The sequence below is a fragment of the Streptomyces kanasensis genome, assembly GCF_043077165.1.
In the GTDB taxonomy this organism is placed as follows: Bacteria; Actinomycetota; Actinomycetes; order Streptomycetales; family Streptomycetaceae; genus Streptomyces; species Streptomyces changanensis.
This window is the reverse complement of sequence record NZ_JBIBSF010000006.1, coordinates 302,711-323,494: the sequence shown is the minus strand read 5'-3', so window position 1 is coordinate 323,494 and position 20,784 is coordinate 302,711. Positions and strand designations below refer to the sequence as shown.

General features: G+C 75.1%; 15 protein-coding genes and 1 pseudogene. 8 read left to right on the top strand and 8 right to left on the bottom strand.

What is annotated here, in order from left to right:
* Positions 1-21: 21 nt before the first annotated feature.
* Positions 22-936, top strand: a complete 915-nt coding sequence (metF, locus tag ACF053_RS17695) for a methylenetetrahydrofolate reductase [NAD(P)H] (RefSeq protein WP_391954736.1) — start codon at positions 22-24, stop codon at positions 934-936.
* 51 nt (positions 937-987) lie between these two features.
* The gene (locus tag ACF053_RS17690; protein ID WP_391954735.1) at positions 988-1,929 is read left to right on the top strand and encodes a hypothetical protein; all 942 of its coding nucleotides are present in this window, start codon (positions 988-990) and stop codon (positions 1,927-1,929) included.
* A gap of 31 nt (positions 1,930-1,960) precedes the next feature.
* Here ACF053_RS17690 and ACF053_RS17685 read toward each other — a convergent pair whose 3' ends face one another.
* The 4 genes and pseudogenes from ACF053_RS17685 to ACF053_RS17670 form a co-directional block, all read right to left on the bottom strand.
* The gene (locus tag ACF053_RS17685) at positions 1,961-3,487 is read right to left on the bottom strand and encodes a phytoene desaturase family protein (protein ID WP_391954734.1); all 1,527 of its coding nucleotides are present in this window, start codon (positions 3,485-3,487) and stop codon (positions 1,961-1,963) included.
* A 525-nt stretch (positions 3,488-4,012) separates the two neighbouring features.
* Positions 4,013-4,621, bottom strand: a complete 609-nt coding sequence (locus ACF053_RS17680) for a TetR/AcrR family transcriptional regulator (protein WP_391954733.1) — start codon at positions 4,619-4,621, stop codon at positions 4,013-4,015.
* Positions 4,622-4,659: 38 nt separating this feature from the next.
* Entirely contained in the window at positions 4,660-6,747 is a 2,088-nt protein-coding gene (locus tag ACF053_RS17675) for a YhgE/Pip family protein (protein ID WP_391954732.1), read from the bottom strand.
* Positions 6,748-7,195: 448 nt separating this feature from the next.
* Positions 7,196-7,924, bottom strand: a pseudogene (locus ACF053_RS17670) (ATP-binding cassette domain-containing protein); the annotation flags it as partial.
* Between the two features lie 295 nt (positions 7,925-8,219).
* On the opposite strand from ACF053_RS17670, the gene ACF053_RS17665 reads away from it, so the two are divergent.
* From ACF053_RS17665 to ACF053_RS17655, 3 genes are all read left to right on the top strand, one after another.
* Positions 8,220-8,690: an SAV_6107 family HEPN domain-containing protein gene (locus ACF053_RS17665; protein WP_391954731.1), complete on the top strand. Its 471-nt coding sequence runs from the start codon at positions 8,220-8,222 to the stop codon at positions 8,688-8,690.
* A gap of 23 nt (positions 8,691-8,713) precedes the next feature.
* Positions 8,714-9,490: a methyltransferase gene (locus ACF053_RS17660; RefSeq protein ID WP_391954730.1), complete on the top strand. Its 777-nt coding sequence runs from the start codon at positions 8,714-8,716 to the stop codon at positions 9,488-9,490.
* 248 nt (positions 9,491-9,738) lie between these two features.
* The gene (locus ACF053_RS17655) at positions 9,739-10,131 is read left to right on the top strand and encodes a DUF3040 domain-containing protein (RefSeq protein ID WP_058941376.1); all 393 of its coding nucleotides are present in this window, start codon (positions 9,739-9,741) and stop codon (positions 10,129-10,131) included.
* Positions 10,132-11,130: 999 nt separating this feature from the next.
* Here the strand turns inward: ACF053_RS17655 and ACF053_RS17650 are convergent.
* From ACF053_RS17650 to ACF053_RS17635, 4 genes are all read right to left on the bottom strand, one after another.
* Complete coding sequence (locus tag ACF053_RS17650; protein ID WP_391954729.1) at positions 11,131-13,551, bottom strand: transglutaminase TgpA family protein; 2,421 nt, start codon at positions 13,549-13,551, stop codon at positions 11,131-11,133.
* Entirely contained in the window at positions 13,548-14,876 is a 1,329-nt protein-coding gene (locus ACF053_RS17645) for a DUF58 domain-containing protein (protein ID WP_391954728.1), read from the bottom strand. Before ACF053_RS17645 ends, ACF053_RS17650 begins: the two co-directional genes overlap by 4 nt.
* Positions 14,876-15,904, bottom strand: coding sequence for an AAA family ATPase (locus ACF053_RS17640; RefSeq protein WP_391954727.1), 1,029 nt, complete (start codon positions 15,902-15,904; stop codon positions 14,876-14,878). The genes ACF053_RS17645 and ACF053_RS17640 overlap by 1 nt, the downstream gene beginning before the upstream one ends.
* 217 nt (positions 15,905-16,121) lie before the next feature.
* Positions 16,122-16,667, bottom strand: a complete 546-nt coding sequence (locus ACF053_RS17635; protein ID WP_391954726.1) for a beta-class carbonic anhydrase — start codon at positions 16,665-16,667, stop codon at positions 16,122-16,124.
* A gap of 477 nt (positions 16,668-17,144) precedes the next feature.
* On the opposite strand from ACF053_RS17635, the gene rsmH reads away from it, so the two are divergent.
* The 3 genes from rsmH to ACF053_RS17620 are packed head-to-tail and all read left to right on the top strand — an operon-like array spanning position 17,145 to position 20,770.
* Positions 17,145-18,071 (top strand): 16S rRNA (cytosine(1402)-N(4))-methyltransferase RsmH, encoded by a 927-nt coding sequence (gene rsmH / locus ACF053_RS17630; protein ID WP_391954844.1) that lies wholly within the window; start codon positions 17,145-17,147, stop codon positions 18,069-18,071.
* Positions 18,068-18,772 carry an FtsB family cell division protein gene (locus ACF053_RS17625; protein WP_391954725.1) on the top strand — a complete coding sequence of 235 codons (705 nt, stop codon included), beginning with the start codon at positions 18,068-18,070 and terminating at the stop codon, positions 18,770-18,772. Before rsmH ends, ACF053_RS17625 begins: the two co-directional genes overlap by 4 nt.
* A 3-nt stretch (positions 18,773-18,775) precedes the next feature.
* Positions 18,776-20,770: a peptidoglycan D,D-transpeptidase FtsI family protein gene (locus ACF053_RS17620; RefSeq protein ID WP_391954724.1), complete on the top strand. Its 1,995-nt coding sequence runs from the start codon at positions 18,776-18,778 to the stop codon at positions 20,768-20,770.
* Positions 20,771-20,784: the final 14 nt, after the last annotated feature.

The following is a 20,784-nucleotide window of genomic DNA, read 5'->3' as shown; positions in this document are numbered from 1 at the left end:
CCCGGTGGCTAACCTGCCCGTATGGCCCTTGGCACACCCTCCACCAGGACGGATCGCGCACGCACCGTGCGCGATCTTCTCGCGGGCGGCACCACGTACTCCTTCGAGTTCTGGGCGCCCAAGACCGAGAAGGGCGAGCGGAACCTCTGGAACGCGCTGCGCCGGGTCGAGGCGGTGGCCCCGAGCTTCGTCTCCGTGACGTACGGAGCCGGCGGTTCCACCCGTGCCGGGACGGTGAAGGCGACCCAGGAGATCGCCGCCGACACCACGCTCACGCCCGTCGCCCACCTCACGGCGGTCGGCCACTCGGTGGCGGAACTGCGCAACATGGTCGGCCAGTTCGCCGACGCCGGGATCCGCAACATCCTCGCCCTGCGCGGCGACCCGCCCGGCGATCCGATGGGGGAGTGGGTGGCGCACCCCGAGGGACTGGACTACGCGGCCGACCTCGTCCGGCTCATCCGCGAGGCCGGCGACTTCTGCGTGGGCGTCGCGGCGTTCCCCGAGATGCACCCCCGGTCCACCGACTGGGACACCGACGTCCGCCACTTCGTCGACAAGTGCCGGGCCGGCGCCGACTACGCCATCACCCAGATGTTCTTCGACCCGGAGGCGTACCTGCGCCTGCGCGACCGGGTCGCCGCGGCCGGCTGCGACACGCCGATCATCCCCGAGGTCATGCCGGTCACGGCCGTCCGGCAGCTCGCCCGGCTGCCCCAGCTCAGCAACGCCCACTTCCCGCCCGCCGTCGAAGAACGGATCCTCGCCGTCAAGGACGACGCGGCCGCTGTACGCTCCTTGGGCATCGAGTTCGCGACGGAGTTCTGTGCGCGGCTGCTGTCCGAAGGTGTGCCCGGACTGCACTTCATCACGCTGAACAACTCCACGGCGACACTCGAGATCTACGAGAATCTCGGACTGCACCAGCAGTCCTGACCGGCCGTACCCGTCACGTCCCGAGGCGGCGGCCGAAGGAGAGGGGCGGGCATGGACTCGACCTGGTGGACGGTCCTCTACATCGCGTTCGGCGTCGTCGCGCTCTGGCTCCTGGGCGAAGTGCTCCTGCAGTACAAGGCCCGGCTGAGGTGGCGCCTGCTGGCCTTCTTCGGCTTCCTCGGGGTCGTCGCGGGCGTGCTGGTCTCCTCGATCGTGGTGATCGTCGCCGGAGCGGTGGCCTTCGGCGTCGGCCAGACGTACGTCACGCTCTCCTTCCTGCGCGGCTTCTCCACCGGGTGGGCGCTCGGCGGCCGGCCCGGCGCGAGCCGCCGCCGCAGGACCGGGGCGGCGGCCCGGGACCAGGGCCCCACGCTGGAGGTCAGCGACCTGTCGTACGAGGAGGCGCAGGTGCCGCCCGTCCCGCAGGCGCCGCCGGTGCACGAGCTGCGGCCGCTGCCCGACGACACCGGCGAGTACGGGGTGTACGACGGGGACCACCCCCACGCCCACGAGGCGCCCACCACCGGCGGGACCGACCACGGCGACCACGGTGGCCACACCGGCCACGCGGACCAGGGCGACCCCACCGGCTACACCGGCCACGCGGACCAGGGCGACCCCACCGGCTACACCGGCCACACGGGCCACGGTGACCACAGCGGCCACGCCAGTCCCACCGACCACGTCGGTTACGGCACGGGCGGTTACACCCACTCCTACGACTACGGCACGGGCGACCAGCAGCCGTACGCCGCCTACTCCGACCCGTACATCGGCACCACCACCGCGCCCGTGGGACAGCCGTACGGGGCCTACGACGGGTACGGGGACCGGCAGCCCTACGCCGACCCCTACGCCGCCCAGTACGGCATGGACACCCCGCCCGGTGGCGTCTGGGTCCCGCCGCAGCGCGACGGCGAGCAGCCGCCGCCCCCGCAGGATCCCCCGTCGCCGTACGGCTACGACCAGGGCGGCCAGCAGTACCGCTACTGAAGGGCCGCCGCCCGCCCCTCCCCGACGCGGGCTACCGCGAGCCGCGGAAGTCCGCGCCCTCCACGATCAGGCCCGCCACGAGGGCGCCGGACATCCCGGCGTGCGCGAGCCCGCCGCCCGGGTGCGACCAACCGCCGGCGAAGTACAGGCCGGGCAGCGGCGCCGGGTTGGCGGCGGGCAGGAACGCGCCGCCGGCCCCCGCCAGCGCGGGTCCCGGCACACAGGCCGCGCCGGTCTCCGCCGCGGTGTCGGCGGGGGTGCGCACCTCGCGCCACAGCAGCCGCTCGCGCAGCCCCGGCACGGCGGTCGCGGCCGCCTCCACCATCCGGTCGGCGAACGCCGCGACGGCCTCCTCGCCGCCGCCCCACGCGCCCGCGCCGCCCGGTCCGCCGGGCCCGTCGAGGCCGCCCGCCGGGACCGTCGCCGTGACGGTGACCGCCTCGTGCCCGGCGTCGGGCCGCAGCAGCTCGTCGTCCGGACGCAGCACCACCACCGTCGGCCGCGCGCCCGGCGTGCCGCCGGCCAGGGCGGCCCGCTCCCCGGCCGGGTCGGCGGAGTGCACCACCGTGCGGTGCGCGGCGCCCGCCTCCCGCGCCCCGCGCAGCGCCAGACACACGGTCACCCGACCGGTCGCGGTGCCGGTCTGGTACCGCGGCCACTCGTCCTGCCGCTGCCACGTCACCACCTGGTCCCGGTGGAGCGCCGGCACCGGAGCGCCCGCGACGACGTGGTCGGCCTCCACGGCCCGGCCGTCCGCCAGCACCACGCCCGCGGCCCGGCCGCCCTCCTCCACCACTTCGGTGACCTCGGCGTCGAACACGAACGCCACCCGCCGCGCCAGGCACCGCTCGTACACGGCGTCGGCCAGCGCCCGCATCCCGCCGCGCACGTACCAGCTCCCGAAGGTCTGCTCCATGTACGGCAGGACCGCCGCCGACGCCGGGGCCGACGCCGGGTCGAGGCCGTACGCCAGCGCGTAGCCGTCCAGCAGGGCCGCCAACCGCTCGTCGCGCAGTTCCCGCCGCCCGACCTCGGCGACCGTCGTCGCGCCGCGGCGCAGCAGCCCGGTCCTGGGCGCCGGGTACGGGTCCCGGGTCAGGGGCGACACGTCGGCGGGCAGCGGCTCCTCCAGCAGCGGCCGACGCGAGCGGTCCCAGGCGTCGCGGGCCCGGTTCAGGAACGCCGCCCACCTGTCGCCCGTGCCCGGCCCCAGCGCGCCGTCGAGGGCCTCGACGGTGCCGGACCGCGAGGCGTTCGGCAGGGACACCGCCGTACCGTCCGGGAACACGTGCCGGCTCGCCGGGTCCACCTGGGTCAGTTCGACGCAGCGCTCCAGCGGCTCCTTGCCCGTCTTGAGGAACAGGTCCCGGTAGACGGCGGGCAGGTGCAGCAGCCCCGGCCCCGTGTCGAAGCCGAACCCGTCGCGGGCGAACCGGCGCACCGCTCCGCCGTACGTCCCCGTTCGCTCGTACACCGTCACCCGGTGGCCTGCCACGGCCAGCCGGGCGGCCGCCGCCATGGCGCCCATCCCGGCGCCGATCACCGCAATCCGTGCCATGCCAGGGACTCTATAAGCACCCTCCGCGCGCCCCACCGGGCGGCCACCGGCCGTACGGCGGCGCGGGCGGGGGAGTACGGACGCGGACGCGATCGTCACCAGGCGGGAGCGGAGCCGAGTGGGCCCGGGGGCGGAGGGCTGAGTACCCGTACTCAGGGCGCCGGATGAGTAGCCGCGCGGATGGGCGCGGACCCGCCCGGACGGAAGAGTGGGGACCACGGAGGGCGCGCGGCGCCGGCACCGCCGACACGGGGCGGCGGAACCGGCGCCGCGCACCCACCCGCACGGACCCGAGGACGACCGGGGTCCGTGGAAGCACGGGGCCCACGGGGGAAGTACCGGGCCCCACGGGGGAACGAGCGGGGCCCACGGGGGGAAGACCGGGCCCCACGGGGGAAGTACGGGGAACGCGCCGGTCCGGCGGGGCTCGGGGGGATCGAGCCTCGCCGGACCGGCGCTCCCGTACGTCCGAACGCCCCCGCGGCCGGGAACGCCCGGTACCCCGGGCGTTCCCGCGCGGCCGCGTCAGCGGCCGCTCACGCGGCCGTGCAGCAGCCGCGACAGCGCCGCGTGCACGTCGTCGATGGACCGCTCCCGCTGGAACGCCTGCCAGTCGAGCGCCGCCACCAGGACCATGCCCACCAGCGCGGCCGCCGTCAGCGGGATGTCGATGTCCTCGCTCAGCTCGCCGTTGTCGACGCCCTCCCGCAGCACCGTCTCCACCACCGCCACCGCCTCCTGGCGCACCACGAGGAGCGTGGACTGCCACGCCCGGTTGGTGCGCCAGAGCTCGGCGACGTACAGCTGCGTGAAGGCCGGGTAGCGGTCGATGAAGACCAGACCGGCCCGGACCATCGCGTCCAGCGCCTCGACGCGTGTCCCGCCGCGCGCCGCCGTCTCGTCGGCGGCGGCGCGCAGCGAGGCGGTGAGGAGTCCGACGCCGTGCCGCAGCAGCTCCTCGAAGAGCTCGGTCTTGCTCTTGAAGTTGTAGTAGACCGTGCCCTTGGCCACCCCTGCGCGCTCCGCGATCTCGTCGACGGTCGTCGCCGAGAAGCCCTGCTCGGCGATGAGGGTCACGGCGGCCTCGTACAGCTTGGTGCGGGTGGCCTGCCGGCGCGTGCTCTGGGTGTCCATGGCGTCGATTCTCACAGGTCTCGGCGTTCCTTCCGGCCCTACAGGCTCAGCTCGGGGTGCAGACGGTCGAACGTCCACACCTGCTTGCGGCGGGCGGAGAGCGCCGTGAGCGCCAGCGCCCCCAGCGTGAACGCGGCCAGGACCGCGCAGCCCTGCCAGACCGGGTCCAGCCCGCCACCGGTGATGAGCCGGCGCAGCGCCTCGACGACGTAGGTCATCGGCAGGAACGGGTGGATCGCGTTGAAGAAGCCGGGACTGGTCTGTACGGGGTACGTACCGCCGGCCGACGTCAGCTGGAGCATCAGCAGCGCCAGCACCAGGATCCGTCCCGCCGCCCCGAACCGGGCGTTCAGCCACTGGATGATCGCCGCGAAGCAGCACGTCACCAGAGCGAGGAAGGCGACCGTCCCGGCGGCGCGCGCCATCCGCAGGCCGAGCCCCCAGTGCAGCACCGCCATGAGCGCGCCCACCTGGAGCAGCCCGATCGCGGCGACGGGCAGCCAGCCGGCGAACGCGATCCGCCAGGCGGAGGCGCCCGCGGCGAGGGCCCGCCGGTTCATCGGCTGGATCAGCATGTACGCCACCATGGCGCCCACCCACAGCGAGAGCGGGATGAAGTAGGGCGCGAAGCCGGTGCCGTAGTTGGCCGCCTTGTGCATCGACTGCGACGCCAGCTTGACCGGGTCGGCCATGACCTCGGTCCGGCGGTCGCGGTCCTGCTTGTCGTAGTCGGGGATCTGAGCGACGCCCTTGTCGAGGCCGCTGGCGAGCTCCGTGGAACCGTCGGCGATCTTGAACAGGCCGCCGTCGAGGTCGTTGGCGCCCTTCTTGAGCTTGCCGGTGCCCGAGTCGATCGCGACGGCGCCGTCCTTGCTCTTGGTGATGCCGGCGTGCAACTGCGCCATGCCCGAGGCGACGCGCTGGGCGCCGCTGTTCAGCTCGTTGATGCGGGCAATGGCGTAGTCCACGTCGTCGCTGAGCGTCGGTGCGCGCCGGGCGAGGGCTTCGGCCTTCTTCTGGAGGTCGGCGAGGTGGGCGTCGAGCTTCTTCAGGTCGCCGCCGCTGTCCTCCGCGAGCACGGCGAGGTCGTCGGCGATCACGGACACGTCGGTGGAGGCGACCTTCGCCTTCTTCAGCTCCGCGCAGAGCGTCTCGTCCACGACCGGCTCGCCCTCACACCGCTTGGCGTACAGCGCGGTCAGGCCGTCGGCGGCCTTGTGGGCGCCGGTGCGGGCCCCGGGGCCGAGCTTGACGATGGTGTCCAGGCTGTTGCGGGCGCCCTTGGAGGAGTCGGCGACCAGCCGGGCGGCGTCACCGATCTGCTTGCCGTTGTCGCGCAGGTACGGCCGGACCTTCGGCGCCACGCCGTTGACCCGGTCGGCGAGCTGCTGCGTGCCGTCGGCGACCTTGCGGCTGCCGGTGGTGAGCTTCCCCGCCGCGGAGTCGATCTTCTTCAGGCCGGCGGCGAGCTCGGCGGTGCCGTCCTTCGCCTTCGTGAGGTTGTCGGCGAGGCTCTTGGAGCCCTTCTTCGCCTCGCCCACGCCGTCCTTGAGGTCGTTGGCGCCCTTGGCGGCCTTCTCCGTGGCGTCGTGGATGTCGGAGAAGGAGATGAAGATCTTGTCGAGGAAGGTGCGGGAGGACTTCGTCGACGCGGCGGTGCGGACCTCGGAGAAGACGGTCCGCGAGATCTGGCCGACGATGTAGTTGTTCGCGTCGTTGGTCCGTACCCGCAGGGCGCCGGTCTCCGGCGTGCTCCCCGAGCTGGAGGCGATGCGGGCGCTGAAGTCCTCGGGCATCGTCAGCGACAGGTAGTACCGGCCGTCCTCGACGCCCCGGCGGGCCTCGGCGTCGCTGACCTCGTGCCACTCGAAGACCGCGCTCTCGCGCAGCCCCTTGGTGAGGTCGTCGCCGGCCTCGATCCTCTTGCCGTCCGCGGTGGCGCCCTTGTCCTCGTTGACGAGCGCCACGGGGAGCCGGTCGAGCCTGCTGTACGGGTCCCAGAACGACCACAGGTACAGCGCGCCGTACAGCAGCGGCAGCAGCAGGATCGCGACGAGCGCGGCCCGGGGCAGCTTGCCCCGGCCGAACCGCCTCAGCTCAAGCGCGGCCAGTTTCGGCGAACGCATCGGCCGCCCCCTCCTCGTTGTCGTCGGTGTCCTTGCCGGCGTCCTTGCCGGTCTCCTCGCCCGGGGTGTCCTCGTCCCGGGCCCGGCCCTCCGCGGGGGCCTCGTCCGCACCCGTGGCGGCTCCCGGGCCCCCCTGGGCTTCCGTCCGTCCGGCTCCCGGGTCCGATGCCGCGGGGCCCGTCGCTTCCGGGCTCTCGGCTTCCGTGCGCCCGGCTCCCGGGCTCTCGGCTACGGGGCGCCCTGCTCCCGGGCCCGAAGCCGCGGGGCCGGTCGCTTCCGGGCTCTCGGCTTCCGTGCGTCCGGCTCCCGGGCTCTCGGCTACGGGGCGCCCTGCTCCCGGGCCCGAAGCCGCGGGGCCCGTCGCTTCCGGGCGTCCGGCCCCCGGACCCTCCGGGGTGCGCCCCGGGCCCGCGGCGGTGCCGCCGGCGGCGGCCTGGGCGCTGCCGTCCGTACGGACCACGACGTCGGCCTCCCGAGGCGTCTCGGTGCACACGGCCAGCACGGTGACGCCGCTGTCGGCGACCGAGCGGAGCATCGCCCAGGCCGCCGCCTCGTCGGCGTCACCCAGCTTCAGGTCGGCGTCGTCCACCGCGAGGAGCCGCGGCTCGCTCAGCAGCGCCAGCGCCACGGAGAGCCGCAGGGCCTCCAGGCGCTCCAGGTCCCGCACGGAGGTCCGCTCGCCCTTGGGCAGCGTCTCCGGGTCCAGGGCGACCGCCTCCAGGGCGGCCTCCACCCGGCGCCGGTTCTCGGCCGCGCGCTCGGCGCGCGGTCGGAACAGCGCGAGCGGCGAGCCGCCGAAGCGGCGGCGCAGCAGCGCGGCCTCCCGCAGGTGCTCGACGACGGTGAACGCCGGGTCGAGCTCGCTGACGCCCGGTACGTGCGCCAGGGCGCTGATCTTCCGTACGGCGGCCATCTTCCGCGGCAGGCGCACCCCACCGACGTCGGCGTGCCCCTCGCTCGCCTTCATCCGGCCGGTGAGGGCGAGCAGCAGGCAGGTGCGGCCGGACCCGGAGGGCCCCGCCAGCGCGACGAGGCTGCCGGGCGCGGCATCCACGCCGACGCCCCGGAACGCCCAGCCGCGCGGTCCCTTGAGCCCGAACCCCTCGGCTCTCACGGCCGCCCCCGACCGGGTGGTGGGCGTACCGGGCCGGGTGGCGGACGCCCCCGACCCCGGCACGGACGCCCGCGGTCGCGGCGCGGGCTCCACCCGCCCCGACGCGGGCTTCCCCGCCCCCGGCGCGGGCTTCCTCTTCCTCCTCGGGCGGCCCCCGGCCCTCGTCCCAGCGGAACCGGCCTCGTTGTCCGGGCTCTCCACGAACCTCCCCCAACCTCTTTGAACTGACCAGTCAGTTCAAAAGCTACAACGGTCCGCCACCCGAGGCAAAACCGCCCCCCGACCCACTGTCAGTGCCGCCCCGCACCATGGGAACCACACGGCCGCAGCGCCGTCACACGACGACAGGAGGTCCGCCATGGCGAGCGACGTCCACCCCGTCCCGCGCCGCTCCCCGGCCCCACCCGCCGCCCTCGACCTGCTCGCCCAGGCCCACGCCGGCCTCGCCGAGGCCCGTACCCTCGCCGACCCCAACGAGCGCTACGCCACGGCCCACCTGGCCGCCCTGCGCACCGCCGCCGCGGTCCTCGCCGTCCGCGGCCGCCCCGAGACCGGCCCGCGCCGGCGCCGCCCGATCCGCACCGCCTGGGAGATCCTCACCGAGACGGCACCCGAGCTCGCCGAGTGGAGCGCCCTGTTCGCCTCCGGTGCCGGCCGCAGGGCCCGCGCCGAGGCAGGCATACGCGGCGCGGCCACCGCGCGGGACGCCGACGACCTCGTGCGCGACGTCGGGATGTTCCTGCGCCTGGCCGAGCGGCTGCTCGGGCTGCGACCGCCGACACCGCGGCCGAGGACCGCCCCCGAGGCCATAGGCTGGGACCGTTCGTAACAGTCACCGAGGAGTCAACTGCCGTGTCGGACCCGCAGCGCCCCCGTGCCTCCCTCCGTACCGCCGTGGTGTGGGATGTCCTGGAGGAGGCTCTCGCCCGCAGGGTCAAAGCGACCGGCAAGGAGAGTCTCGACGTCCTGGACACCGGCGGCGGCAGCGGCAACTTCGCCGTGCCCGTCGCCCGCCTCGGCCACCGCGTCACGGTCGTGGACCCGAGCCCCAACGCCCTCTTCGCACTGGAGCGCCGCATCTCCGAGGCGGGCGTCGCCGACCGGGTGAGCGGCGTCCAGGGCGACATCCACGACCTGTTCGACGTCGTCCCGCGCGCCGGGTTCGACGCGGTCCTCTGCCACGGCGTGCTGGAATACGTCGACGACCCCGCCGAGGGGGTGCGCAACGCCGTCGCGGCCCTCCGCCCCGGCGGCGCGCTGAGCCTGCTCGCCGCCGGGCTCGGCGGCGCCGTCCTGGCGCGCGCCCTCGCCGGGCACTTCACCGAGGCCCTCCGGGCGCTCACCGACCCGTCCGGCCGGTGGGGCGAGGGCGACCCGGTGCCGCGCCGCTTCACCGCCGAGCAGATCACCGCGGCCGTGGAGGCCGCCGGAGTCGAGGTCGGTGCCGTGCACGGGGTGCGGGTCTTCGCCGACCTCGTCCCGGGCGTCCTGGTCGACACCGAGCCCGGCGCCATCGACGCCCTGAACCGGCTGGAAGCGGCCGCCGCCGAACTCCCCGCGTTCCATTCGGTCGCCACCCAGCTGCACGTCCTGGGCGAAAAGCGGGACCGGTCCGACGAGGGGGCCTGATCAGGCGCGCAGCGGCGGATGGAGTACGCCACAGCCGCCCCGATCGCGCCGGGATCCCCGTATGATCGAGGCACACCATCCGGCATGACGGTTCGGAGGTTGGGGAATCAACGCCTCACCAGCCGAACCGGCATGGCGGCCCGATCGGCGAATTGGCATTGAGGGCGGGTTTCACGGGGACGATTCCCTGCCTATCCTGGAAGGGTCGCATACCGGTCGCCCCCGCGACCGACGATGAGGAGGACTCCGTGCCGCTCTCGGAGCACGAGCAGCGAATGCTCGAGCAGATGGAGCGAGCGCTGTACGCCGAAGATCCCAAGTTCGCGACAGCGCTCGAGGGAAGCGGGCTGCGTACGTACACCCGACGACGGGTCTACCAGGCGGTCGCAGGCTTCCTGGTGGGTATCGCGCTCCTCATGGCCGGAATGGTCGCCCAGCAGATCTGGATCAGCGTGGTGGGGTTCCTCGTCATGCTCGGCTGCGCGGTCCTGGCGGTCACTGGTTGGCGCAAGGCACCCAAGCCGGGTGAGCAGCCCACCGCCGGAGCCGCGGTCCACGGCCGCGGGAACCGGCAGCGCCGCTCGATGATGGACCGGATCGAGCAGCGCTGGCAGCAACGGCGCGACGAGCAGGGACACTGACGGCGCACAGCAGCACACGAACCTGACCGAGGGGTGACCGCGACGCGGTCACCCCTCGTCGTGTCGCCGTGCACACCGGCCTCCCGACGGCGTGCCCCGGCCCGGTCCCACGGCCGGACGAGACGCGCCACCACGCCGCCAAGCTGCCCGTCCGGGCCGGCGGAGGGGGTGCAGGGCGCCCGACCCCGCCCGCCGGGCCGCGCCCACCCGCGCTCGCTCCTGGTGCGTCCGGGTACGGCGCACACTGCCCCCACCGGCCCCGCCCGGCCGGGCCACCCGAGCCCTCGGCCCCGTTCCCATCAGCCCCGCCGCCCCGCGGGACACACGGCACGCGCCCCTCGGGTCCGGCAGGTCGCGTCACCCGCTCCGGCGCCCCGGCCGGTACCCGAGCCCGGTCGCCACCGCGCGATACCCGGCCTGCCAGGCCACGCCGCCCGGCCGTCGCCCCGCACTGCCGCGCCACCCACGTCCGGACGCACGCCCGCCGGCCCGGAGGCACGCCCCCCGGCCCCCGGCGCGCCGGGGCCGGCTCGGGGGTCGCTTCCCCTGAATTCCGGCGGCACGCTTGTGAGCCGGCGCGCGCCTCCGAGCCCTCTCCGCGCCTCCGGCTCGCTCCAGCGGCGCGAGCCCGGCGCCGCGCCCCCGCGAGAGTCCCGTGGAGCGCTTCCCGGGGCCGACGGCTCGCCTCCACGCCCGGCCGCGCCTGGAAGCCCGACGTCGCGCCCCTCCGAATCAGGCGGCAGGCCTTCCGCCCCAGTGGCGTGCCCTCCGGCCCGGACCCGCGGCCCCAGCCGGGGGTCGCGCTTCCCGGAGTCGGCGCCACGCCTGACGAGCCCGTCGCCGCGCCCCTCGAAGCCCGGCGCCGCGCCACCCGAGCCCGGCGCCGGCCCCCGGCCCGGCGGCGCCCCAGCGGTGCCCTTCCGGTCCGAGCGGCATGACGCCCCGACCGGCGGCGCGCCGCCGGGCACACCCCGCCGGCCGGCTAGCCGCGCTGGCCGGCTAGCCGCGCTGGCGGGACGGGCGGCGGAGCACGGCGGCCACGCGGGTCGCAAGCCGTTCGCGGTGGGTCGACCAGCGCCGGGCGAGCGCCGTGCGGCGTGCCGACAGCGCCCAGGCCACCCGGGCCGCCGACCGCGGCGCGAGCGTCGCCCGCAGCCGGCCGCCGCGCGTGCCGGCCGCCTGCAGGCCCGCGTGGATCCGGCCGGCGTCCTCCACCAGGCCGTCCGCGGCGCGCGGCGCCGGTGCGTACAGCACCTGCTCGACCGCGCCCGCGATCCGGTGGACCGCCTCGGCCGCCTCGCCCTCCAGCCCGCCCTCGCGCAGCAGCCGCGCGGCCGTGCCGCGCGCGGTGAGCGAGTCGTCCGGGAGGACGCCGTGGTCCCAGGCGGTGTCCACGACCTCCTGCCACACGGCGAGCGTCCGCACCGCCGGGTCGGCGGCCGCCCGGCCGCCGAGGCCGAGGCGCCGTGCCCGCACCCGCCGCCGCCACAGCAGCGGGGTCAACGGCAGCAGGACGACCACCGCGGCCACCCCCACCGCCAGCAGTACCGGCCCCAGCGGGAAACCCGACCCGGACGAGGGCTGCGCGCCCTGGGGCACCGGCCCGGGGCACCCCTCGGCACCCGCCACGCCCGGCGCGCAGCTGTCCAGCGGCGACGGCACCGCCGACGGGGCCGTCGACGGGCGCTGCGCCGTCTCCCGCGGGCCCGGCCGGTCGCCCACGGGGTCCTCCGACATCGCGTACTCCGGGACGGACCCGCGCGACGGCGTGGGCTCGAACCGGGTCCAGCCCACCCCCTCGAAGTACAGCTCCGGCCAGGCGTGCGCGTCCCTGATGCCCACCGACACCGTGCCGTCGGCGGACGGCGTCCCCGGCATGAAGCCGACCGCCACGCGCGCGGGCACGTTCAGCGTGCGGGCCATCGCCGCCATCGTGAACGAGTAGTGGACGCAGAAGCCCTTCTTGTCCTTCAGGAACCGGGATATCGCGCCGACGCCCGTGCCCGACGTGACCGTCGTGTCGTACTGGAAGCCGCCCTCGGTCGCGAACCAGTCCTGGAGCCGCACGGCACGCTCGTAGTCGGTCCGCGCACCCGCGGTGACCTCGAGGGCCGTGGCCTTGACGTCCCGCGGCAGCGAGTCCGGGACCTGCGTGTACTCGCGCAGCAGCGTGCCCGGCGCGGGCGGAGCCGCCGCCAGCTGGGCGGCGGTCGGCCGCAGGACGAGGCTGCTCACCGAGTACCGCACGCCGCTCGTCGTCTGCCCGTCGTCGCCGACCAGCATCCGGCCGACCGGCTCGTACCGCCAGCGTCCCTCGACGTCCACGGCGGTCGCCGGGTACGGCATCGGGAGCCACTTCTGCTCGTAGCCGCCCGCCGCCGAGATGTTCGTGCGGATCTCCGTCGTACCCGTCCGGTCGCTCAGGCCGGTCGGCTGCGGCAGTCGCGGCGGCACGTCCTCAACGGCGCGCACGGACGTCTTCCACGACGTGCCGTCGAACCGGTCGAGCGAGACCAGCCGCAGGTACAGCCCCGAGCCGTCCGGGGCGTTGGTGCGGTACCGCAGGACCTCGCGGTCCTTCGGCTGGTTCAGGTCGTTCTGCAGCGACACCAGGGGATTGACCGCGGAGATCGTCCCGCCGTCCGCCCCCTCGCCGGCGCCGTCCGGGTGGAGCAGCCCGCCGCCCAGCGAGGGCAGCACCGCCGGGACGGCCAGCGCGATGCCGAGGGTCAGCACGCCGATGCGGCGCCCCGTGCGCAGCGGGGCCGGCGCGGAACCGTCCGCCGTCCCGAACGCCGCCGGGCCGCCCGGCCGGGCCTTGGGCCCGCCGAACACCCGGCCCCACTGGGCGAGCCGGTCGCGACCCTCGGCGAGCAGCAGCACCAGGTACCCGGAGGCCGCCAGCAGGAACCACAGCCAGCTCGCCCCGCCGCCGCCCGACAGGCCGGCCGCGACCGAGTACAGCGCGAGGAGCGGCAGCCCCGCCGGGGCCGCGCTGCGGAAGGTCACCGCCAACGCGTCCACCGCCAGGCCGATCACCAGGACGCCGCCCACCAGCATCAGCCGGATGCCGTCCGTCGCCGGCGCCGGGGTCGCGTACTGGCCGACGTCCTGGACGCCCGCCTCCAGCAGCGCGTGGAAACGCTGGAACACGGCCGGCGACGGCAGCACCCCCGCCAGCGCCTGCTCCCGGGCGAACACCACCGTCAGCAGCACCAGGCCCGCCGCGAACTGCGCGGCCACCGTCAGCGGACGCGCCACCGGAACCCGCCGGGCCGCCGCGCCCACACCGCCGATCAGCGCCAGCATCAGCGCCGCCTGGACGAACCAGCCGACCTCGCCCACCAGCGGCAGCAGCGCGCACGCGGCCGTCACCGTCGCGATCAGGGCACACACGGTGAGACGCACGCCACCGCTCATGACCAACCCCCCGAGAAGCCCGTCGTCCCACCGCCGGCGGCCGCCGCGGCGCCCGGCCCGGCCTGCCGCCACAGCGCGGCGAGCGAGTCGCCCGGCCGGACGGCCGACGCCGACCAGCCGGCCTCCCGCAGCAGCCGTACCGCGTCCCGCGACCCCGCGCCGTCGTCCCGGACGAAGGCGACGGCCGCCCGGCTGCGCCGCCTCATCCGGCCGACCAGCTCGGCCTGCGCCTCGTCCAGCTCCCCGAGGAACGCGACCAGCAGTCCCTCGCCACCGGCCCGCAGCACGTCGTGGGCGCCGTCCAGGCCCGTCCCGGCCGAGTGGTCGACGACGGCCAGGGCGTCCATCATCAGACCCGCCGAATCCGCCGCGTCGTGCCCCGGCGCGGCGTATCCGTCGGAGCCGTCGCCCGGCAGCGCGTCACCGGAGTCCGTCAGCAGCCGCACCGCGTAACCGCGCTCCAGCAGGTGCGTGACGGCCGACGCCGCGCCCGACACCGCCCACTCGAACGCCGAGTCCGGCCCGGCGCTGTCGTACGCCCCGGCCCGCGTGTCCAGCAGCACCGTGCAGCGGGCCTGCTGCGGCTGCTCCTCGCGCCGCACCATCAGCTCGCCGTAGCGGGCCGTGGAGCGCCAGTGCACCCGGCGCAGGTCGTCGCCGTAGCGGTACTCGCGCGGCAGCACGTCGTCCTCGCCGACCTGCGCCAGCGAGCTGTGCCGTCCGTCGCCGTACCCCGGCGCCTCGCCGGCCAGGCGCACGGGCGGCAGCGGTTCCGAGCGCGGCACGACCGTCAACAGGTCGTGCGAGCTGAACGACCGCGTCAGCTCGCACATCCCGAACGGGTCGCTCAGCCGCAGCTGCAGCGGGCCCAGGGGGTAGCGGCCGCGCAGGTCGGAGCGGACCCGGTAGGAGACCTCGCGCTTGCCGCCCGGCTCCACCCGGTCCAGGACGAACCGCGGCCGCGGACCGAGCACGTACGGCACCTGGTCCTGGAGCATGAGCAGCCCGGTCGGCAGCCGCGACACGTTGTCCATCCGCAGCCGCACCCGCGCCTCGGCGCCCGCGGGCACCCGCTGCGGGCTGAGCCGCCTGCTGCCCGTCACCCGGTACCGCGTGCGGTACAGCACGGTCACGCACACCAGCGGCAGCGCCGCCAGCAGCAGCCCCACCCGCAGCAGGTCCGGCTGGCCCAGCACGTACGCGCAGGCCGCCGCCGCCAGTCCGGCCGCCAGGAACGACCGGCCGCGCGTGGTCAGCCCGCCGAGGGCGCCCCGAAGACCGCCCCCGACCGCACCGTCCGGGGCGGCGGGCCCCCCGGCGGCCATCACAGCCGCCGCAGGCCGGGCTGGCGCTGACCGCCGAAGAAGGCGTCCCCGACGGGCTGCTGCGCGACCGCCGGCACCGGCGTGCGCTGGAGTATGTCGAGGACGACCTGCTCGGCCGTCCGCCGGTTGAGCTGGGCCTGCGCCGTCGGCAGCAGCCGGTGCGCCAGCACGGGCACGGCCAGCGCCTGCAAATCGTCCGGCAGCGCGTACTCGCGGCCGTCCAGCGCGGCGCTCGCCTTCGCGGCGCGCAGCAGGTGCAGCGTCGCGCGCGGGGAGGCGCCCAGCCGCAGGTCCGGGTGGACGCGCGTGGCGCCGACCAGGTCCACCGCGTAGCGCCGGACCGCGTCCGACACGTGCACGCCGCGGACCGCGTCGATCAGATGCAGGACGTCGTGCGCGTGCGCGACCGGCCGGAGGTCGTCCAGCGGCGACGCGGCGCCGTGCGTGTCGAGCATCCGCAGCTCCGCCTCGGCGCTCGGGTAGCCGATGGAGACGCGGGCCATGAAGCGGTCCCGCTGCGCCTCGGGCAGCGGATACGTTCCTTCCATCTCCACGGGGTTCTGCGTGGCCACCACCATGAACGGGCTCGGCAGCTCGTAGGAGTGCCCGTCGACGGTGACCTGGCGCTCCTCCAGCGACTCCAGCAGCGCGGACTGCGTCTTCGGCGAGGCGCGGTTGATCTCGTCGCCGATCACGATCTGCGCGAAGATCGCACCCGGCTTGAACTCGAACTCGCGCCGCTGCTGGTCGTAGACGGACACGCCCGTGATGTCCGACGGCAGCAGGTCGGGCGTGAACTGCACGCGCCGCACCGAGCAGTCGATGGACCGCGCCAGCGCCTTCGCCAGCATGGTCTTCCCGACGCCCGGCACATCCTCGATCAGGAGGTGCCCCTCGGCCAGCAGTACGGTCAGCGAGAGCCGTACGACCTCCGGCTTGCCCTCGATCACACCCTCCACCGACCGGCGGACACGCTCCGCTGTGGTGGTCAGATCCGCGAGGCTCGCTCGATCGTCATAGGTCGTCACCCGGCCCTCCTCGGCCCTTCGTTCATGGGCCGGTGCATGACGGAACGGCACGGCCCACCCAGAGACACGGACACCGCCCACGGAGCCTTTCCGGCGGTCCGGAGCAGGTGGTCACCCCCGCATTCTTGTTGGCGTACAGCGCGGTGTCACTCGGCTGTGGACAACGGCAGGTGATATGTCCGGTGTTCCGCCTCTTGGTCCGCTGTTCGCGGCGCGGTCAGGCCGGGTCGATCTCCCGCAGCAGGCCGGTCGTCACGTCGAAGACGAAGCCCCGCACGTCGCCGGTGTGCTGGAGGAACGGCGAGGTGCGCACCCGCTGCATCGACTGCCGCACGTCCTGGTCGACGTCGCGGAACGCCTCGACCGCCCAGGTCGGACGCTGCCCGACCTCCTGCTCCAGCTCGTCGCGGAAGCCCTCGGTGATCTTCTCGAGGCCGCACCCGGTGTGGTGCACGAGCACGATGCTCCGGGTGCCCAGGGCCCGCTGGCTGATGGTGAGCGAGCGGATGACGTCGTCGGTGACGACACCGCCCGCGTTGCGGATGGTGTGGCAGTCACCCAGGTGGAGGCCGAGCGCGGCGTGCAGGTCGAGGCGGGCGTCCATGCAGGCCACCACGGCCACCTTCAGCACGGGGCGTGCGTCCATGCCCGGGTCGGTGAACTGCTCGGCGTACCGCCGGTTCGACTCGACGAGGCGGTCCGTGACTCCCTCGCCCGCGGGGACGGGGGCGGAGTCGGTCGAGAGGTGCGCGGAAGTCGACATGGCTACGACGTTAATGGTCACCGCCCTGCGGGGCGCGCGGTGAGAGCGGACAAAGGTCGTCAATGAGGCGTGCTGTGAGCTACTCCACAGGTGCCCGGCCCCGGACGGCCGTACGAGTGATTCGTCCCGGTTGCTCCGCCCGCGCACACCCCCCGGACGACGCGCAGGCCGGTTGATTGACCGCGCGGGGCAGTGGACTAGAGTGGCGCGGAGTTCACGGAGACATTGAGCGATTTCCGAGCGATATCCGCAGATTCTCCTCCGCGTGTGCGGTGGCATGTACGGCTCGGCCTCCTCCGCCCGCCGGTCGGCCGAGGCCCTCTCCGGCGCCGGTGGCCCGGCGGTACGTACGCCGCGCCGGACCTGAGAGGGCAGATGACAGGGCGCGATGGGGGTACCGCCGGTACCGATCCGGTGGAGCTCCCCGACAAGGACGGCGGCGAAGGGCCGGACGGCAACACCCGGCACGTCCCCGTGATGCTCCGGCAGTGCCTCGACCTGCTCGCCCCCGCGCTGGAGCAGCCCGGCGCGGTCGTCGTCGACTGCACCCTCGGCCTCGGCGGCCACAGCGAGGCCCTGCTGACCCGGTTCCCCGGGGCGCGGCTCGTCGCCCTCGACCGGGACACCGAGGCCCTGCGCCTCTCCGGCGAGCGCCTCGCCCGCTTCGGCGACCGCGCCACCCTCGTCCACGCCGTCTACGACGAGCTGCCGGCCGTGCTCGACGAGCTCCGCCTGCCGCGCGTCCAGGGCGTCCTGTTCGACCTGGGCGTCTCCTCCATGCAGCTCGACGAGGCGGACCGCGGCTTCGCCTACGCGCAGGACGCCCCCCTCGACATGCGCATGGACCAGACGACCGGCGTCAGCGCCGCCGAGGTCCTCAACACCTACCCGCCCGGCGAGCTGGTGCGGATCCTGCGCGCGTACGGCGAGGAGAAGCAGGCCAAACGGATCGTCGCCGCCGTCGTGCGCGAGCGCGAGAAGGAGCCGTTCACCCGCAGCGCCCGTCTGGTCGAACTCATCCGCGACGCGCTGCCCCAGGCCGCCAAGCGGACCGGCGGCAACCCCGCCAAGCGGACCTTCCAGGCCCTGCGCATCGAGGTCAACGGCGAGCTGGCGGTGCTGGAGCGGGCGGTCCCCGCCGCGGTGCGGGCCCTCGCGGTGGGCGGGCGCGTCGCCGTCCTGTCGTACCACTCGCTGGAGGACCGGCTGGTGAAGCAGGTCTTCGCCGCGGGCGCCGCCAACACGGCCCCGCCCGGCCTGCCGGTCGTCCCCGAGCGGTACCAGCCGCGGCTCAAGCTCCTGACCCGGGGCGCCGAACTTCCCAGCGAGGAGGAGGTGGCCCGCAACCGCAGGGCCGCGCCGGCCCGGCTGCGCGGCGCGGAACGGATCAGGGAGGACGTGTGACGAAGGCAGGACCCCTGAAGGGGCGCGCGGCCCGGCTCGCCCGGTTCATGCCGTCCGGGCCGAACACCGCCGCCCGCACCCCCTTCGTCCTGCTCGTCGTCGTGCTCCTCGGCGGTGGGCTGATCGGGCTCCTGCTCCTCAACACCTCCCTCAGCCAGGGCTCCTTCCGCCTCTCCGAGCTGCGGCGGCAGACCACCGAACTCACCGACGAGGAGCAGGCGCTCCAGCGGGACGTCGACGAGCGCTCCGCGCCCGACGCGCTGGAGCGCCGGGCCCGCGAGCTCGGCATGGTGCCCGGCGGTGGTCCCGTCTTCCTGGAGCCGGACGGCACGGTGCGCGGCGTACCGAGCCCGGCCCCCACCCCCGAACCGGACACGGGCCCGTCCCCGGCGGGCGCCGCCGCCCCGGTGCCCGCGCTCGCGCCCCCCGACGCCGCCGCACCCGACGCCGCCGCACCCGGTGCCGCCCCGGCCCCGACGGCCGCCCCGGCCCCCACGGCGGAGTCGGCCCCCGACACGACGACCCCCGCGCCCCCCGCGTCGACGCCCCCCGCGTCGATGCCCCCCGCGTCGACGGACCCCGCGTCGACGGACCCCGCGTCGACGGACCCCGCGACGGCCACCCCGGCGCCGACGCCGACCCCCGCGACGACCACCCCGCCGCCCTCCGCGGCCCCGGCCCCGACGCCCCCCGGCAGGTGAGCAGTGCCCTCCCAGGAACCTCCGCGCCGCCGCGTCCCCCGCCCCTCGGGCGCCCGGCGCCCCACCGGGCGCGGCGACGGCCGCCCCCAGCGCTCCGGCGCCCGCCCCGCCGCGCGCCGGCCCGGCCCGGCGGCCCCCCGGCCCGGCGGACCGGCGCGACCGCTCCGGCTCGGCAACCCGCGCCCCCGTCTGCGCCTGGTCAGCCTCGGCCTCACCCTCGTCATGCTGGCCTTCGTCGTACGGCTCCTCCAGGTCCAGGCCGTCGACGCCTCCGCCTACGCCGCCAAGGCCGAGAAGAACCGCTACCTCAGCCACAAGCTGGCCGCCGAGCGCGGCGAGATCACCGACCGCTCCGGCGTGCCCCTCGCCACCAGCGTCGACGCGTACGACATCACCGCCGACCCCAAGATGTTCACCCCGCAGGAGAGCAAGGTCCCCGACGCGCCCGAACAGGCCGCCGCCCTCCTCGCGCCCATCCTCGGCAAGGACCCCGCCGAACTCGTCCGCACCCTGAAGTCCCCGCCCTCGCCCCGCTACGCCGTCCTGGCCCGCAAGCAGACGCCGCAGGTCTGGAACCAGATCAAGGACCTGCGGACCCTCTTCGCGAAGAAGGCCCGTGAGGACAAGGCGCGCGGCGGCCCGGGCGTCAGCGTCCTGGCCGGGGTCCTCAGCGAGCGCAGCAGCAAGCGGGTCTACCCCAACGGCACGCTCGGCGCGGGGATACTGGGCTACGTCAACGCCGACGGCCGCGGCGGGGGCGGCTTGGAGTCCATGCTCGACGAGGAACTCGCCGGCCGGGACGGCAAGATCACCTACGCCCACTCCGGCGGCCGCCGCGTCCCCACCGCCGGCGCCCGCGAGACACCCGCCGTGCCCGGCTCGGACATCGAACTCACCATCGACCGCGACATCCAGTGGGCCGCCCAGAAGGCCATCTCCGAACAGGTCGCCGCCTCCCGCGCCGACCGCGGCTACGTCGTCGTCCAGAACACCAGGACGGGCGAGGTCCTCGCGATGGCCAACGCCCCCGGCTTCGACCCCAACGACCTGTCCCAGGCCGACTCCACCGCCATGGGCAACGCCGCCCTCCAGGACGCCTACGAGCCCGGCTCCACCGCCAAGGTGATGTCGATGGCCGCCGTCCTGGAGGAGGGCGCCGCCACGCCCGGCACCCACGTCGTCGTGCCCAACCGGCTCCACCGGGGCGACCGGCTGTTCAAGGACGACATCGACCACCCCACCTGGTACCTGACGCTGAACGGCGTCCTCGCCAAGTCGTCCAACATCGGCACCATCCTCGCCACCGGACAGCTCGGCCCCGACCAGGCGGCGGCCAACCGCGTCCTCCACTCGTACCTGCGCAAGTTCGGCATGGGCAGCCCCACCGGCCTCGGCTACCCCGGCGAGACCTCCGGGATCCTCGCCGCGCCGAAGGACTGGAACACCTCGCAGCAGTACACGATCCCCTTCGGCCAGGGACTCTCCCTGAACGCGATGCAGGCCGCGTCCGTGTACTCCACCATCGCCAACGGCGGCGTACGCGTCGACCCGACCCTCGTCCGCGGCATCAGGGGCCCCGACGGCCGCTTCACCCCCGCCCCGGCGCCCGGCACCACGCGTGTCGTCAGCGAGAAGACGGCCAAGACCCTCGCCGCCATGCTGGAATCGGTCGTCGACGACCAGGAAGGCACCGGAACCAAGGCCGCCATCCCCGGCTACCGCGTCGCCGGCAAGACCGGCACCGCCAACCGCGTCGACCCGCAACTGGGCCGGTACAAGGGCTACACGGCCTCCTTCGCGGGCTTCGCCCCGGCCGACGCCCCGCAGATCACCGTGTACTGCGCCATTCAGAACCCCACCCAGGGCAGCTACTTCGGAGGCCAGATCTGCGGCCCCGTCCACAAGAAGGTCATGGAGTTCGCCCTGAAGACCCTGCACGTCGCACCGACCGGGAAGCAGCCCCCGCGCATGCCGGTCACCTTCACACCCGGCGCCTGAGCCGAGGGAGCCAC

Coding starts and splice junctions, on each gene's coding strand:
- ACF053_RS17685 (WP_391954734.1), bottom strand. CDS start 3,487: ATGGCACGGATTGCGGTGATCGGCGCCGGGATGGGCGCCATGGCGGCG.
- ACF053_RS17680 (WP_391954733.1), bottom strand. CDS start 4,621: ATGGACACCCAGAGCACGCGCCGGCAGGCCACCCGCACCAAGCTGTAC.
- ACF053_RS17645 (WP_391954728.1), bottom strand. CDS start 14,876: ATGGCCGCCGGGGGGCCCGCCGCCCCGGACGGTGCGGTCGGGGGCGGT.
- ACF053_RS17665 (WP_391954731.1), top strand. CDS start 8,220: ATGGCGAGCGACGTCCACCCCGTCCCGCGCCGCTCCCCGGCCCCACCC.
- ACF053_RS17650 (WP_391954729.1), bottom strand. CDS start 13,551: ATGAGCGGTGGCGTGCGTCTCACCGTGTGTGCCCTGATCGCGACGGTG.
- rsmH (WP_391954844.1), top strand. CDS start 17,145: ATGCTCCGGCAGTGCCTCGACCTGCTCGCCCCCGCGCTGGAGCAGCCC.
- ACF053_RS17690 (WP_391954735.1), top strand. CDS start 988: ATGGACTCGACCTGGTGGACGGTCCTCTACATCGCGTTCGGCGTCGTC.
- metF (WP_391954736.1), top strand. CDS start 22: ATGGCCCTTGGCACACCCTCCACCAGGACGGATCGCGCACGCACCGTG.
- ACF053_RS17635 (WP_391954726.1), bottom strand. CDS start 16,667: ATGTCGACTTCCGCGCACCTCTCGACCGACTCCGCCCCCGTCCCCGCG.
- ACF053_RS17675 (WP_391954732.1), bottom strand. CDS start 6,747: ATGCGTTCGCCGAAACTGGCCGCGCTTGAGCTGAGGCGGTTCGGCCGG.